The organism is Streptomyces sp. AgN23, from assembly GCF_001598115.1.
Taxonomy (GTDB): Bacteria; Actinomycetota; Actinomycetes; order Streptomycetales; family Streptomycetaceae; genus Streptomyces; species Streptomyces antimycoticus.
This window is the reverse complement of record NZ_CP007153.1, coordinates 2,958,127-2,973,055: the sequence shown is the minus strand read 5'-3', so window position 1 is coordinate 2,973,055 and position 14,929 is coordinate 2,958,127. Positions and strand designations below refer to the sequence as shown.

Genomic DNA, 14,929 nt, shown 5'->3' with positions numbered 1-14,929 from the left:
AGTCGCCTATGAAACGTCCACTAAGCACGTTCGTAAGTGATTTAGGTCGTGTGTCCGGGCTCACATCGCGGAGCTTCTCATATTGCGCGCTGTGCCCACGCAAATGCTCAGGGTGTTTGTTTTTTTCACCCCTGCGACAGCCCCCTTTGGGGGGCCCGTGTGCGCCGTTCGACCTAGGGCTCAGGTCTTATCAGGTGGCCGCCGACCGGCCGATATACCCGCCGGGTGGCGGGTGGGTACGGTAATGGCCATGACGAAAGGACGGGGCGGTGGACCCGGGGCCGGGCTGATTCGGGTGAGCGGTGCGCTGCTCGCCATGAGCCGACATCTGGAAGTCCGTGATGTCCTAAAGACCATCGTTGTGTCCGCCCGTGAGCTGCTCGATGCGGAGTATGCCGCCCTGGGGGTCTCCGATGATCACGGAGGTTTCGCCCAGTTCGTAGTAGATGGGGTGAGCGACGAGCAGTGGAAGGCCATCGGGCCGCTGCCCCGGCAGCATGGCATTCTCGCCGCCATGCTCAAGGACGCCACCCCACAGCGACTCGCCGATGTGCGGCGTGATGTCCGTTTTGAGGGATGGCCATCAGCTCATCCGGAAATGTCGGATTTCCTGGGTCTTCCCATTGCCGATGGCGATGAAGTTCTCGGCGCGGTATTCCTCGCCAACAAACGATGCCCCAAGCCCGAGGGCGGCTGCGGTTTCACCGCCGAGGACGAGGAGCTGCTGTCCATCCTGGCCCAGCACGCCGCCATCGCCCTGACCAACGCCCGCCTCTACGAGCGCAGCCGCGAGCTCACCATCGCCGGGGAGCGGGCCAGGCTCGCCCATGAGCTGCACGACGCGGTCTCCCAGAAGCTCTTCTCGCTGCGGCTGACCGCCCAGGCGGCCACGGCCCTGGTGGACCGCGACCCCGACCGGGCCAAGGACGAGCTCCAGCAGATCGCCCTCCTCGCCGCCGAGGCCACCGACGAGCTGCGCTCCGCCGTCGTGGAACTGCGCCCCGCGGCCCTCGACGAGGACGGCCTCGTGGCGACGCTGAGGACGCAGGTGCAGGTGCTCGACCGGGCCCACTCCGCCCAGGTCACCTTCGCCTGCCACGGCGTACGGGCGCTGCCCGCCGCCCAGGAGGGGGCGGTGCTGCGGGTGGCCCAGGAGGCCCTGCACAACGCGCTGCGTCACGCCGACGCGCGGCAGGTCGACGTCACGCTGACCCGGCACGGCCAGGGCGCCCGGCTGCGCGTCGCCGACGACGGCACGGGTTTCGACCCCTCGGCCGTACGGCGCGCCGGGCGCCACCTCGGGCTGGTGTCGATGCGGGACCGGGCCGGCGGCGTCGGTGGCCGTCTGACCGTGGAGTCGGCGCCCGGCGGGGGCACCGTGATCGAGATGGAGGTGCCCGGTGGCTGACCCCGGACGGATTCGGGTGCTGCTCGTCGACGACCACCAGGTGGTCCGGCGCGGCCTGCGGACCTTTCTCCAGGTCCAGGACGACATCGAGGTGGTCGGCGAGGCGTCGGACGGCGAGGAGGGCGTCGCCCGCGCCGAGGAGCTGCGCCCCGACGTCGTCCTCATGGACGTGAAGATGCCCGGCCTCGACGGCATCGAGGCGCTGCGTACCCTGCGCGACCTCGACAACCCCGCCCGGGTGCTGATCGTGACCAGCTTCACCGAGAAGCGCACTGTGGTCCCGGCCCTGCGTGCGGGCGCCGCGGGCTATGTCTACAAGGACGTGGACCCCGAGGCGCTCGCCCGTGCCGTCCGGTCCGTCCACTCCGGACATGTGCTGCTCCAGCCCGAGGTGGCCCTCGCGCTGCTCTCCCAGGACGAGGGCGGCGGCCAGGGGCGCGGCGGCTCACTCACCGAGCGGGAGCGCGAGGTGCTCGCGCTGATCGCGGACGGCCGGTCCAACCGGGAGATCGCGCGAGCGCTGGTGCTGTCCGAAAAGACCGTGAAGACCCATGTGTCCAATATTCTTATGAAATTGGACCTCGCCGACCGTACTCAGGCCGCGCTCTGGGCCGTACGACATGGGATTGGGGCATGAACAGCGGTTCTCCGTGAAATCACACCAACGGGTGGCTATCACTCGAACAGCGCAACTCGCCATCAGCCGGGCCGTTTTCCACGGCGTACCGCGGCGTACCGCCGCGGTGACGCGCTGATGAATGAAGGGTCTTGCCAAGTGAAGAACATCAAGAGGTTCGCTGCCATCACCATCACGGCCGGCGGACTCGCCGTCGCCGGTGCCGGTGTCGCCACCGCCCAGAGCCCCTGGGCCGACGGTGGGGCCACGATGTCCCCGGGTGTCGTCTCCGGCAACAACATTCAGGCGCCCATTCACGTGCCCGTGAACTTCTGCGGCAACACCGTCTCGGTCATCGGGTCCATGAACCCGGCGCTCGGCACCCCCTGCGGCGGCTGACCGCCGCCCTGGCGCATACAGGACGCACTGCCGACCGGCCCCGGAGGCGCCCGCCTTCGGGGCCGGTCCCGTGCGTCCGGAGAAAGCCGGAGACCGCCAGGGAAGCGCGGAGGCCCTCCGGGCAGCGTCAGAAACCTTCCCGGGAACGCCAGCGCCCTTCCCGGGAACGCCAGCGCCCTTCCCGGGAACGCCAGCGCCCTTCCCGGGAACGCCAGGGCCTTCCCGGGAGGCTCAGAGATCCCCCGGGAACGCCAGGACCCCCGGGAAGCTCAGAGACCTTCCCGGGGAATCAGCGGCCGCCCCGCTCCCGCTCCTCCACATACGCGTTGTACGCCGCCACCTGCGCCCGCCGCGAGGTGCGCTCCACCGGCCGTAGCGCCTCGGCCCGCGCTGTGATCTCCGACGCACTCACCGCACCGCCGTGCTCCCGGCCGTCCCCGCCCGCCATATAGGCGATGTCCACCAGCGCACCCACCCGCTGTGCCAGCTCCAGCACCCGGATGGCCCGCGGCGGATAGCCCGGGGCCAGCACCTCGCGCCCCCGCTCGGCCCGCGCCCGATACGCCTCCAGGGCCGCCTCGGCCACCGGGCCCGATCCGGCCACATTCAGCCGCGAGAGCACCTCCGTGGCCTCCCGCAGCGCCTCGGCCAGCTCCCGTTCGGCCTCGCCCAGCGACGGCACATCGGCCGGCGGAGCCTCCCGCACGCTCTGGCACCGCCACACCACCTCGATGTGCTGATCGCCCTCGGGCCCGGCCGCCGACACCTCGGGCACCAGGCCGAGCGCCGCGCCCGTCGCGATCACCGCCTCACCCGCGTCGAGGGCATGGGCGTTGAACTCCGGTGGACCGCTCAGCCCCAGGGGATGCCCCGCTATGGGCAGCGCCACCCGCAGCCCCTTGGCTCCGAGCGCCCGCAGCCGTCCCAGCGCCAGCGTGAGCCCCACCGGCCCGGACTCCCCCGGAAGTCCGGCCACCCGGTGCGACGCGTCCTCATCCGCGATGCGATGCGCCGCCTCGTCCGGAGAGACAAGTCCGGCGATAAGGGCATTTCCCCAAGCCGCGAGGCGCCCTGAACGTGGTTCATCGAGCATGGCACCAGCCTAAGGACTGGCACCGACAACGTGTGGCGTAGGTTTTCCTCAGGGGGCTGCGCCCACAGGCGCACGCACGACTCGAGACTGCAATGGGAGACAACGCGCTCATGAGCGAGGTTCTGGAGCTGCTGGACGTATCGGTGGTCCGCGATGGGCGGGCTCTGGTGGACGAGGTCTCCTGGTCGATCAAAGAAGGCGAGCGCTGGGTCATCCTCGGTCCCAACGGAGCCGGTAAGACCACTCTCCTCAACCTCGCCTCGAGCTACCTCTTCCCGAGCGCCGGAAACGCCCGGATCCTCGGCGAGCGACTCGGCCGCGTCGACGTCTTCGAACTGCGCCCGCGCATCGGCATGGCGGGCATCGCCATGGCCGAGAAGCTGCCGCGCAGCCAGACCGTCCTGCAGACCGTCCTCACCGCCGCGTACGGCATGACGGCCCACTGGCAGGAGGACTACGACGCGGTCGACGAGACCCGCGCCCGCGCCTTCCTCGACCGCCTCGGCATGAACGACTACCTCGACCGGAAGTTCGGCACTCTCTCCGAGGGCGAGCGCAAGCGCACGCTCATCGCCCGCGCCATGATGACCGACCCCGAGCTGCTGCTCCTCGACGAGCCCGCGGCCGGACTCGACCTCGGCGGCCGCGAGGACCTCGTCCGCCGCCTCGGACGGCTCGCCCGCGACCCGCTCGCCCCGTCGATGATCATGGTGACACATCATGTCGAGGAAATCCCCCCCGGCTTCACCCATGTTCTGATGATCCGCCAGGGCAAGGTGCTCACCGCCGGCCCGGTCGAGACCGAACTGACCTCCCGTAACCTCTCCCGCTGTTTCGGACTCCCGCTGATCGTCGAGCGCTACGGCGAGCGCTGGACCGCCCACGGCCTGCCGCTGGCCTGATGTCCGCCCCCTGCGCCCGCCGTGCCACCGGCAGGTGATCCGCGCACTGTCCCCGGAGACCGGCGACAACTACCATGACCATGTGGATCCATGGGTGTGGTGGCTGATCGCCGCCGTAGGACTGGGCATCCCGCTCGTACTGACCGCGATGCCCGAATTCGGGATGGTCGCCGTCGGTGCCGTGGCCGGTGCCATCACCGACGCGCTCGGCGGCGGCATCGTGCTCCAGGTCGTCGTCTTCTGCGCCGTCTCGGTCGCGCTGGTCGCGGTCGTACGTCCGATGGCGGTCCGCAGCCGCCGTCAGCAACCCGAGCTGCGCAGCGGCATCGAGGCGCTGAAGGGGCGTCAGGCCGTCGTCCTCGCACGCGTCGACGACAGCGGTGGCGGCCGCATCAAACTCGCGGGCGAAGTGTGGTCCGCGCGCTCGCTCGACCCCGGCCAGGCGTACGAACCCGGGCAGCAGGTCGACGTGGTGGAGATCGACGGTGCGACGGCCGTCGTCATGTAGACGCCGTACCGGGAGTGTCCTACCAAGAGTTGAGGGCGCCCCGGTTGAGCTGCGGAGTCGACCATGAATCTGACAGACTCCACTTTCGGGAACCGCCAGACCTGATCATCCCGACCATCCGAATCACCGCATGAAGGGCACGGGGAGCCGCTGTGGAACCGATCATCATCGTCCTGATCATCCTCGTGGTGCTGGTGTTCATCGCACTGATCAAGACGATCCAGGTCATCCCACAGGCCAGTGCGGCCATCGTGGAGCGCTTCGGGCGCTACACCCGCACCCTCAACGCGGGCCTCAACATCGTCGTCCCGTTCATCGACTCGATCCGCAACCGCGTCGACCTCCGTGAACAGGTCGTGCCCTTCCCCCCGCAGCCGGTGATCACCCAGGACAACCTGGTCGTGAACATCGACACCGTCATCTACTACCAGGTGACCGACGCCCGCGCCGCCACCTACGAAGTCGCCAGCTACATCCAGGCGATCGAGCAGCTCACCGTCACCACCCTGCGGAACATCATCGGTGGCATGGACCTCGAGCGCACCCTGACCTCCCGCGAGGAGATCAACGCGGCGCTGCGCGGCGTCCTCGACGAGGCCACCGGCAAGTGGGGCATCCGCGTCAACCGCGTCGAGCTCAAGGCCATCGAGCCGCCCACCTCCATCCAGGACTCGATGGAGAAGCAGATGCGCGCCGACCGTGACAAGCGCGCCGCGATCCTCCAGGCCGAAGGTGTCCGGCAGTCCGAGATCCTGCGGGCGGAGGGCGAGAAGCAGTCCGCGATCCTGCGGGCCGAGGGTGAGTCCAAGGCCGCCGCGCTGCGCGCCGAGGGCGAGGCCCAGGCGATCCGTACGGTCTTCGAGTCCATCCACGCCGGAGACCCGGACCAGAAGCTGCTCTCGTACCAGTACCTCCAGATGCTGCCGAAGATCGCCGAGGGCGACGCCAACAAGCTCTGGATCGTGCCCAGCGAGATCGGCGACGCCCTCAAGGGCCTCGGCGGGGCCATGGGCAACTTCGGCCCGCTGACCGGCGGCGGAAACGGCGGCGGCACCCCCGCCGCCACCGGCAAGGAGCCCGCCCCGCGCCGCGAACAGCCCACGATCGACTGACGGACGGCGGTGGGATGGGCCCCGCAGCGCCTGGGGTGGCCGGCCGGTGCTCCCTGCCGGGCCCCTGCGGGACGAACCCGGGGGCTAGGCGGGACGAACCCGGGGCTAGGCGGGAAGCGCCAGCCACTCCGGCAGAGCGTCCCGCTCCGCCGCCCCCAGGGCCAGCAGCAGCGCATCCGAAGGCGTCGGTTCGAACGGCGCCTTGAGCAGCCGCATCCCCGCCTGCTCCGGAGTCCGGTCCGCCTTACGGTGGTTGTCCTCCGCGCAGGAGGCCACCGTATTCAGCCAGGTGTCCCCGCCCCCGCGCGACCGCGGCACCACATGGTCCACGGTTGTCGCCCGGCGGCCGCAGTACCCGCACCGGTGCTGGTCCCGGACCAGCACCCCGCGCCGCGACCACGGGGCACGTCTTCGGAACGGCACCCGCACATAGCGGCACAGCCGGATCACCCGTGGCAGCGGCAGATCGATGTCCGCGGCCCGCACCCGCAGCCCCGGGTGGGCGTGTTCGACGACGGCCTTGTCCTGGAGGACCAGCACCACGGCGCGCCGCAGCGTCACCGTCGCCAGCGGCTCGAAGCTCGCGTTCAGAACCAGCGTCTCGCGCATCCCGACCACCCCCGCATCCCGGTGTCCCGGCCCCGCGCCCGGAATGGGCGGGACCGGGATCAACTCTGGCCGGGAGCCTGGCCGAGAACAACGCAATTTCGCCGCGTCAGCCCGCGGCCGGCACCTCGTACTCCGCGATCAACTGGGCACGCCCCAGTGTGTGGAACCGCAGATTGAAGCCGACCACCGCGGGCGAGGCGTCCGCGTCCGGGCCCAGCTTCTCCGCGTCCACCGCGTACACGGTGAACACATAGCGGTGCGGACCGTCCCCGGGCGGCGGCGCGGCCCCGCCGAAATCACGGGTCCCGTAGTCGTTGCGCGACTGCACGGCACCCTCGGGCAGGCCCGTGAAGCCGCCGCTGCCCGCACCCGCCGGAAGCTCGGTGACCGTGGCCGGGATGTCGAACAACACCCAGTGCCAGAAGCCGCTGCCGGTCGGCGCGTCCGGGTCGAAGCAGGTGACGGCGAAGCTCTTCGTACCCTCCGGGAATCCCTCCCAGCGCAACTGCGGAGAGGTGTTCCCCTCCGCCTGCACCTGGGCGGACTTGAGCGTGCCGCCCGGTTGCACATCGTCGCTCACCACCGTGAACGACGGCACCGGCGGATGGAAGTCATGGGGGAGCGGCGGCCGGTTCTGCTCGGACACGTCGAGAACCTCCTGAGGTTGCGGTGGATCATCTCCGCGGCCAGCCTAACGAGACCGCCAGACGGCGGGCTGGCACCATGGCGCCCATGACCGGCCCCACCCTCGCCCTCCACCTGCGCCTCGACGGCGTGACGGACAAGGACGACTTCCTCGACCGCTGCGCCCGGGACCTGCGCTTTCCCGACTGGTACGGGCGTAACTGGGACGCTCTGGCCGACTGCCTCACGGATCTGTCCTGGTGGGCCGAGGGCCGCGAGCCCAGCGGCTGCCTGCTGGACATCCAGGGCTGGCTTGCCTTCCGCGACGCGGACCCCGACGCCGCCGCGATCGCGGCGGACATCCTGGCCGACGCGGAGGCGTACTGGGCGACGCAGGGACGGCCCCTGGTGGTGCGCTACGACGAGGGCCCCTGACGCACGACGCACCACACGCCGACATACGACACGGGGCGTGCGCCGGTATACCGTCGGTGCACGCCCCGCGCGGAAGTCCGGCTCAGCGGAGGGGGAACCTCAGAACCAGTTGCGCTTGCCGCCGACCTGGGCGAGCCACTGGTTCAGATACGCCGCCCAGTCGGTGTCCTGGAAGGTCGCCAGGTTCATCGTGAACGACCGGTAGGTGTCACTGCCCTCGGTGAACAGCCCCGGCTTCTTGTCCATCTCCAGCACCACGTCCATCTCGCGGTCGTCCGCGACGAAGGACAACTCCACCTGGTTCAGCCCCCGGTACTGCTCCGGGGCGTAGAACTCGATCTCCTGGTAGAACGGCAGCCGCTGCCGGGTCCCACGGATGTGCCCCTGCTCCAGGTCGGCGCCCTTGAACCGGAAGCCGAGCGAGCCGAAGGCGTCCAGGATCGCCTGCTGGGCGGGGAGCGGATGCACATTGACCGGGTCCAGATCGCCCGAGTCCACCGCGCGCGCGATCGCCAGCTCCGTGGTCACCCCCACGTTCATACCGGTCAGGTGCCGGCCCATGAACATGGTGATCGGGGTCTCCCACGGGATCTCCAGGCCGAACTGCACCGCGTGCACCGCACCCGGCTGCACCTCGAACGCGCCGCCCAGCTGCTGCCGGGTGAACTCCACGTTCTGCTTGTACTCCTGGTCGTCCCGCTCCACCTCGACCCGCGCCTGCAGGCCGACCGAGAGCGCCTCGATCTGCTGCGCGACCGAGCCGCCCTGGATCCGGACCTCGCCCTGCACAATGCCGCCCGGGACGACATTCTCCTCGGTCAGTACCGTCTCCACCGAAGCGCCACCGGCACCCAGACTCGCGAGCAGCTTCTTGAAGCCCATGTTCTCCCTCTCAAGGACGCGACTGCGTCTTGACTTGATCGCACTCGATCACTGTTGACACCTAGGAACGCGAAACAGCCGTGGGCGGTTCCGCAGCTCATACCCTTCCAGCGGACCGGTGCCGCCTCCAACCACCGGTCCATATCTCTTCCACTACGCTCGGGCCGCGTGACAGCAGGACCTGACCGCGAGCCCCTCGACCGTTCCTTCTTCGACCGACCCGTTCTGGAGGTCGCGCCCGACCTCCTGGGCCGCCTCCTGGTGCGGCGCACCCCGGACGGGCCGATCGAATTGCGCCTGACCGAGGTCGAGGCATACGCGGGCCCGGCCGACCCCGGCTCGCATGCCTACCGTGGCCGCACCGACCGCAACGCCGTGATGTTCGGCCCCCCGGGGCATGCGTATGTCTACTTCACCTACGGCATGTGGCACTGCCTCAACCTGGTCTGCGGACCGGAGGACCATGCCAGCGGGGTGCTGCTGCGCGCGGGCGAGGTACGGCACGGTCATGAGTGGGCCCATCAGCGCAGGCCGAAGGCGCGTAACGACCATGAGCTGGCCAAGGGCCCGGCCCGGCTGGCCACGGCCCTGGGCGTGGACCGCCGGCTGGACGGCAGCGATGTCTGCGCGGGCGCCGATGCCCCGCTGTCCATACTCACCGGCCACCCCGCCCGGCCCGAGCAGATCCTCAGCGGTCCGCGCACCGGGGTGGGCGGCGAGGGCGCAACTCACCCCTGGCGCTTCTGGATCGACGGCGAGCCCTCGGTCAGCCCCTACCGGGCGCACACCCCGCGTCGCCGGGATTCGACGCGCCGTCAGGTCGGAACTTGACTCTGCTGGACGGGACGCCTAACGTAGCCCGAGCCGCTTGAGACGGGCAGCGCTGTCGGCACGATCGCAAGATCGAGTCACCGCGGCCCCGGAGCGGCCAACCACTAACGACAACTCCCGAACAGGGTCCTATTTCGCTGCGCGAAATCAGAACCCGGGGCTCCGATTAGGAGCTGAGCGGGAAATTGGTTAAAGTAGTGGACACGCCGGAAGGCGCGAAAGACCCCGCTCCAGCAGGGGGCCGGAAACGGAATTCGGACCGGAAACGGAACGGGAAACGGATCTGGTAAGGTTGGAAACACCGAAGGGAAGCGCCCGGAGAAACCGGTGAAACGGTTACGAAGGAAGCGTCCGTTCCTTGAGAACTCAACAGCGTGCCAAAAGTCAACGCCAGATATGTTGATACCCCGTCCATCTCGGACGAGGTTCCTTTGGAAAAATACACAGCGAGGACGCTGTGAGCGGACTGGATTATTCCTCCGGTCTGCTCCGCTCTCGTGATGTGTTGCCGGGATATCCCGGAAGCATTCACGGAGAGTTTGATCCTGGCTCAGGACGAACGCTGGCGGCGTGCTTAACACATGCAAGTCGAACGATGAACCGGTTTCGGCCGGGGATTAGTGGCGAACGGGTGAGTAACACGTGGGCAATCTGCCCTGCACTCTGGGACAAGCCCTGGAAACGGGGTCTAATACCGGATATGACACGCTCCCGCATGGGATGCGTGTGGAAAGCTCCGGCGGTGCAGGATGAGCCCGCGGCCTATCAGCTTGTTGGTGGGGTGATGGCCTACCAAGGCGACGACGGGTAGCCGGCCTGAGAGGGCGACCGGCCACACTGGGACTGAGACACGGCCCAGACTCCTACGGGAGGCAGCAGTGGGGAATATTGCACAATGGGCGAAAGCCTGATGCAGCGACGCCGCGTGAGGGATGACGGCCTTCGGGTTGTAAACCTCTTTCAGCAGGGAAGAAGCGAGAGTGACGGTACCTGCAGAAGAAGCGCCGGCTAACTACGTGCCAGCAGCCGCGGTAATACGTAGGGCGCAAGCGTTGTCCGGAATTATTGGGCGTAAAGAGCTCGTAGGCGGCTTGTCGCGTCGGATGTGAAAGCCCGGGGCTTAACCCCGGGTCTGCATTCGATACGGGCAGGCTAGAGTTCGGTAGGGGAGATCGGAATTCCTGGTGTAGCGGTGAAATGCGCAGATATCAGGAGGAACACCGGTGGCGAAGGCGGATCTCTGGGCCGATACTGACGCTGAGGAGCGAAAGCGTGGGGAGCGAACAGGATTAGATACCCTGGTAGTCCACGCCGTAAACGTTGGGAACTAGGTGTGGGCGACATTCCACGTCGTCCGCGCCGCAGCTAACGCATTAAGTTCCCCGCCTGGGGAGTACGGCCGCAAGGCTAAAACTCAAAGGAATTGACGGGGGCCCGCACAAGCGGCGGAGCATGTGGCTTAATTCGACGCAACGCGAAGAACCTTACCAAGGCTTGACATACACCGGAAACCTCTGGAGACAGGGGCCCCCTTGTGGTCGGTGTACAGGTGGTGCATGGCTGTCGTCAGCTCGTGTCGTGAGATGTTGGGTTAAGTCCCGCAACGAGCGCAACCCTTGTTCTGTGTTGCCAGCATGCCTTTCGGGGTGATGGGGACTCACAGGAGACTGCCGGGGTCAACTCGGAGGAAGGTGGGGACGACGTCAAGTCATCATGCCCCTTATGTCTTGGGCTGCACACGTGCTACAATGGCCGGTACAATGAGCTGCGAAGCCGTGAGGTGGAGCGAATCTCAAAAAGCCGGTCTCAGTTCGGATTGGGGTCTGCAACTCGACCCCATGAAGTCGGAGTCGCTAGTAATCGCAGATCAGCATTGCTGCGGTGAATACGTTCCCGGGCCTTGTACACACCGCCCGTCACGTCACGAAAGTCGGTAACACCCGAAGCCGGTGGCCCAACCCTTGTGGGGGGAGCCGTCGAAGGTGGGACTGGCGATTGGGACGAAGTCGTAACAAGGTAGCCGTACCGGAAGGTGCGGCTGGATCACCTCCTTTCTAAGGAGCGCATAGCCGACTGCGAGCGCATGTCTCGCACGGTTTGCTCATGGGTGGAACGTTGACTATTCGACACAGTCTTTCGTGTGATGACCGCTAGTACTGCCCTCCGGGGCGTGGAACGCGGCTCGGAGCAGAGGACGGTGTCGGGCACGCTGTTGGGTGTCTGAGGGAATGAACCCTCGACAGGCCGGAGTCCATGCAGGTTGTGGATGACTGGTCGTTGCTTGAGAACTGCACAGTGGACGCGAGCATCTGTGGCCAAGTTTTTAAGGGCGCACGGTGGATGCCTTGGCACCAGGAACCGATGAAGGACGTGGGAGGCCGCGATAGGCCCCGGGGAGCTGTCAACCGAGCTTTGATCCGGGGGTGTCCGAATGGGGAAACCCGGCAGTCGTCATGGGCTGTCACCCATACCTGAACACATAGGGTATGTGGAGGGAACGCGGGGAAGTGAAACATCTCAGTACCCGCAGGAAGAGAAAACAACCGTGATTCCGGGAGTAGTGGCGAGCGAAACTGGATGAGGCTAAACCGTATGTGTGTGATACCCGGCAGGGGTTGCGCGTACGGGGTTGTGGGAGTGAACTTCAGTCGTCTGCCGGCGGCTGGGTGAGTCAGAAACCATTGCGGTAGGCGAAGGACATGCGAAAGGTCCGGCGTAGAGGGTAAGACCCCCGTAGCTGAAATCGTAGTGGCTTGCTTGTTCATTTCCCAAGTAGCACGGGGCCCGAGAAATCCCGTGTGAATCTGGCGGGACCACCCGCTAAGCCTAAATATTCCCTGGTGACCGATAGCGGATAGTACCGTGAGGGAATGGTGAAAAGTACCGCGGGAGCGGAGTGAAATAGTACCTGAAACCGTGTGCCTACAAGCCGTGGGAGCGTCGCCGTGTTCTTCGGAGCACGGTCGTGACTGCGTGCCTTTTGAAGAATGAGCCTGCGAGTTTGCGGTGTGTTGCGAGGTTAACCCGTGTGGGGAAGCCGTAGCGAAAGCGAGTCCGAATAGGGCGGTTTAGTAGCGCGCTCAAGACCCGAAGCGGAGTGATCTAGCCATGGGCAGGTTGAAGCGGAGGTAAGACTTCGTGGAGGACCGAACCCACCAGGGTTGAAAACCTGGGGGATGACCTGTGGTTAGGGGTGAAAGGCCAATCAAACTCCGTGATAGCTGGTTCTCCCCGAAATGCATTTAGGTGCAGCGTCGTGTGTTTCTTGCCGGAGGTAGAGCACTGGATAGGCGATGGGCCCTACCGGGTTACTGACCTTAGCCAAACTCCGAATGCCGGTAAGTGAGAGCGCGGCAGTGAGACTGTGGGGGATAAGCTCCATGGTCGAGAGGGAAACAGCCCAGAGCATCGACTAAGGCCCCTAAGCGTACGCTAAGTGGGAAAGGATGTGGAGTCGCAGAGACAACCAGGAGGTTGGCTTAGAAGCAGCCATCCTTGAAAGAGTGCGTAATAGCTCACTGGTCAAGTGATTCCGCGCCGACAATGTAGCGGGGCTCAAGCGTACCGCCGAAGTCGTGTCATTGCAGCATGTGGTCCAACGATCGCTGTGATGGGTAGGGGAGCGTCGTGTGCCGGGTGAAGCAGCCGTGTAAGCGAGTTGTGGATGGTTCACGAGTGAGAATGCAGGCATGAGTAGCGATACACACGTGGGAAACGTGTGCGCCGATTGACTAAGGGTTCCTGGGTCAAGCTGATCTGCCCAGGGTAAGTCGGGACCTAAGGCGAGGCCGACAGGCGTAGTCGATGGACAACCGGTTGATATTCCGGTACCCGCTTTGAAGCGCCAACGTCGAACCAGGCGATGCTAAGTCCGTGAAGCCGCCCTGATCTCTTCGGAGTTGAGGGGAGTGGTGGAGCCGACGGTCCAGACCTGTAGTAGGTGAGTGATGGGGTGACGCAGGAAGGTAGTCCAGCCCGGGCGGTGGTTGTCCCGGGGTAAGGGTGTAGCCCGAGGAGTAGGTAAATCCGTTCCTTGTTGTGGGTGAGACCTGATGCCGAGCCGATTGTGGTGAAGTGGATGATCCTATGCTGTCGAGAAAAGCCTCTAGCGAGTTTCATGGCGGCCCGTACCCTAAACCGACTCAGGTGGTCAGGTAGAGAATACCGAGGCGTTCGGGTGAACTATGGTTAAGGAACTCGGCAAAATGCCCCCGTAACTTCGGGAGAAGGGGGGCCATTGTTGGTGATCCGATTTACTCGGTGAGCTGGTGGTGGCCGCAGAGACCAGCGAGAAGCGACTGTTTACTAAAAACACAGGTCCGTGCGAAGCCGTAAGGCGATGTATACGGACTGACGCCTGCCCGGTGCTGGAACGTTAAGGGGACCGGTTAGTCACATTTCGGTGTGGCGAAGCTGAGAACTTAAGCGCCAGTAAACGGCGGTGGTAACTATAACCATCCTAAGGTAGCGAAATTCCTTGTCGGGTAAGTTCCGACCTGCACGAATGGCGTAACGACTTCTCGACTGTCTCAACCATAGGCCCGGTGAAATTGCACTACGAGTAAAGATGCTCGTTTCGCGCAGCAGGACGGAAAGACCCCGGGACCTTTACTATAGCTTGATATTGGTGTTCGGTTCGGCTTGTGTAGGATAGGTGGGAGACTGTGAAGCATTAACGCCAGTTAGTGTGGAGTCATTGTTGAAATACCACTCTGGTCGTGCTGGATGTCTAACCTGGGTCCGTGATCCGGATCAGGGACAGTGTCTGGTGGGTAGTTTAACTGGGGCGGTTGCCTCCTAAAGGGTAACGGAGGCGCCCAAAGGTTCCCTCAGCCTGGTTGGCAATCAGGTGTTGAGTGTAAGTGCACAAGGGAGCTTGACTGTGAGACCGACGGGTCGAGCAGGGACGAAAGTCGGGACTAGTGATCCGGCGGTGGCTTGTGGAAGCGCCGTCGCTCAACGGATAAAAGGTACCCCGGGGATAACAGGCTGATCTTCCCCAAGAGTCCATATCGACGGGATGGTTTGGCACCTCGATGTCGGCTCGTCGCATCCTGGGGCTGGAGTCGGTCCCAAGGGTTGGGCTGTTCGCCCATTAAAGCGGTACGCGAGCTGGGTTTAGAACGTCGTGAGACAGTTCGGTCCCTATCCGCTGTGCGCGTAGGAGTCTTGAGAAGGGCTGTCCCTAGTACGAGAGGACCGGGACGGACGAACCTCTGGTGTGCCAGTTGTTCTGCCAAGGGCATGGCTGGTTGGCTACGTTCGGGAGGGATAACCGCTGAAAGCATCTAAGCGGGAAGCCTGCTTCGAGATGAGGACTCCCACCCACTTGATGGGTTAAGGCTCCCAGTAGACGACTGGGTTGATAGGCCAGATATGGAAGCCGGGTAACTGGTGGAGTTGACTGGTACTAATAGGCCGAGGGCTTGTCCTCAGATGCTCGCGTCCACTGTGTGGTTCCCGGGTTGCGAACAGTCGCACCGGTGAATCAGTTCCACTTGACTTAATTG

General features: G+C 65.5%; 12 protein-coding genes and 2 rRNA genes. 10 read left to right on the top strand and 4 right to left on the bottom strand.

Going from position 1 to position 14,929, the window contains the following annotated elements:
- Window positions 1-244: 244 nt before the first annotated feature.
- The 3 genes from AS97_RS12990 (at window position 245) to AS97_RS12980 (ending at window position 2,423) form a co-directional block, all read left to right on the top strand.
- Complete coding sequence (locus AS97_RS12990) at window positions 245-1,408, top strand: GAF domain-containing sensor histidine kinase (RefSeq protein ID WP_197049196.1); 1,164 nt, start codon at window positions 245-247, stop codon at window positions 1,406-1,408.
- Window positions 1,401-2,045: a response regulator transcription factor gene (locus tag AS97_RS12985; RefSeq protein ID WP_086710824.1), complete on the top strand. Its 645-nt coding sequence runs from the start codon at window positions 1,401-1,403 to the stop codon at window positions 2,043-2,045. The genes AS97_RS12990 and AS97_RS12985 overlap by 8 nt, the downstream gene beginning before the upstream one ends.
- A gap of 138 nt (window positions 2,046-2,183) precedes the next feature.
- Entirely contained in the window at window positions 2,184-2,423 is a 240-nt protein-coding gene (locus AS97_RS12980; RefSeq protein WP_059147114.1) for a chaplin, read from the top strand.
- 289 nt (window positions 2,424-2,712) lie between these two features.
- Here AS97_RS12980 and AS97_RS12975 read toward each other — a convergent pair whose 3' ends face one another.
- Window positions 2,713-3,516, bottom strand: a complete 804-nt coding sequence (locus AS97_RS12975) for a hypothetical protein (protein WP_059147115.1) — start codon at window positions 3,514-3,516, stop codon at window positions 2,713-2,715.
- Window positions 3,517-3,608: 92 nt separating this feature from the next.
- Between AS97_RS12975 and AS97_RS12970 the strand changes: the two genes are divergently transcribed.
- The 3 genes from AS97_RS12970 to AS97_RS12960 all read left to right on the top strand — a co-directional run bounded on the left by AS97_RS12970 (window position 3,609) and on the right by AS97_RS12960 (window position 6,038).
- The gene (locus AS97_RS12970; RefSeq protein WP_059147116.1) at window positions 3,609-4,418 is read left to right on the top strand and encodes an ABC transporter ATP-binding protein; all 810 of its coding nucleotides are present in this window, start codon (window positions 3,609-3,611) and stop codon (window positions 4,416-4,418) included.
- Window positions 4,419-4,452: 34 nt separating this feature from the next.
- Complete coding sequence (locus AS97_RS12965) at window positions 4,453-4,926, top strand: NfeD family protein (RefSeq protein ID WP_236670344.1); 474 nt, start codon at window positions 4,453-4,455, stop codon at window positions 4,924-4,926.
- A 152-nt stretch (window positions 4,927-5,078) separates the two neighbouring features.
- Complete coding sequence (locus AS97_RS12960) at window positions 5,079-6,038, top strand: SPFH domain-containing protein (RefSeq protein WP_059147117.1); 960 nt, start codon at window positions 5,079-5,081, stop codon at window positions 6,036-6,038.
- A 105-nt stretch (window positions 6,039-6,143) separates the two neighbouring features.
- On the opposite strand, the gene AS97_RS12955 is transcribed toward AS97_RS12960, so the two are convergent.
- Together AS97_RS12955 and AS97_RS12950 are read right to left on the bottom strand one after the other, a co-directional pair.
- A complete protein-coding gene (locus AS97_RS12955; protein WP_059147123.1) occupies window positions 6,144-6,647 on the bottom strand; it encodes an HNH endonuclease in 504 nt (167 codons plus the stop codon).
- A gap of 106 nt (window positions 6,648-6,753) precedes the next feature.
- Complete coding sequence (locus tag AS97_RS12950) at window positions 6,754-7,293, bottom strand: YbhB/YbcL family Raf kinase inhibitor-like protein (protein WP_210564914.1); 540 nt, start codon at window positions 7,291-7,293, stop codon at window positions 6,754-6,756.
- Window positions 7,294-7,379: 86 nt separating this feature from the next.
- Between AS97_RS12950 and AS97_RS12945 the strand changes: the two genes are divergently transcribed.
- On the top strand, window positions 7,380-7,706 hold the full coding sequence (locus tag AS97_RS12945) for a barstar family protein (protein ID WP_236670345.1): 327 nt from the start codon (window positions 7,380-7,382) through the stop codon (window positions 7,704-7,706).
- A gap of 99 nt (window positions 7,707-7,805) precedes the next feature.
- Here AS97_RS12945 and AS97_RS12940 read toward each other — a convergent pair whose 3' ends face one another.
- Window positions 7,806-8,588: a sporulation protein gene (locus tag AS97_RS12940; RefSeq protein ID WP_059147120.1), complete on the bottom strand. Its 783-nt coding sequence runs from the start codon at window positions 8,586-8,588 to the stop codon at window positions 7,806-7,808.
- Window positions 8,589-8,756: 168 nt separating this feature from the next.
- On the opposite strand from AS97_RS12940, the gene AS97_RS12935 reads away from it, so the two are divergent.
- The 3 genes from AS97_RS12935 to AS97_RS12925 all read left to right on the top strand — a co-directional run bounded on the left by AS97_RS12935 (window position 8,757) and on the right by AS97_RS12925 (window position 14,853).
- Window positions 8,757-9,419 carry a DNA-3-methyladenine glycosylase gene (locus AS97_RS12935; RefSeq protein WP_086711168.1) on the top strand — a complete coding sequence of 221 codons (663 nt, stop codon included), beginning with the start codon at window positions 8,757-8,759 and terminating at the stop codon, window positions 9,417-9,419.
- Between the two features lie 527 nt (window positions 9,420-9,946).
- A 16S ribosomal RNA gene (locus tag AS97_RS12930) occupies window positions 9,947-11,473 on the top strand.
- Between the two features lie 259 nt (window positions 11,474-11,732).
- A 23S ribosomal RNA gene (locus AS97_RS12925) occupies window positions 11,733-14,853 on the top strand.
- Together the 16S and 23S rRNA genes form the textbook arrangement of a ribosomal RNA operon.
- Window positions 14,854-14,929: the final 76 nt, after the last annotated feature.

What these genes read in the sequence shown, in the direction of transcription:
- AS97_RS12990 (WP_197049196.1), top strand. Translation starts at nt 245, where the DNA reads ATGGCCATGACGAAAGGACGGGGCGGTGGACCCGGGGCCGGGCTGATT.
- AS97_RS12940 (WP_059147120.1), bottom strand. Translation starts at nt 8,588, where the DNA reads ATGGGCTTCAAGAAGCTGCTCGCGAGTCTGGGTGCCGGTGGCGCTTCG.
- AS97_RS12945 (WP_236670345.1), top strand. Translation starts at nt 7,380, where the DNA reads ATGACCGGCCCCACCCTCGCCCTCCACCTGCGCCTCGACGGCGTGACG.
- AS97_RS12955 (WP_059147123.1), bottom strand. Translation starts at nt 6,647, where the DNA reads ATGCGCGAGACGCTGGTTCTGAACGCGAGCTTCGAGCCGCTGGCGACG.
- AS97_RS12970 (WP_059147116.1), top strand. Translation starts at nt 3,609, where the DNA reads ATGGGAGACAACGCGCTCATGAGCGAGGTTCTGGAGCTGCTGGACGTA.
- AS97_RS12975 (WP_059147115.1), bottom strand. Translation starts at nt 3,516, where the DNA reads ATGCTCGATGAACCACGTTCAGGGCGCCTCGCGGCTTGGGGAAATGCC.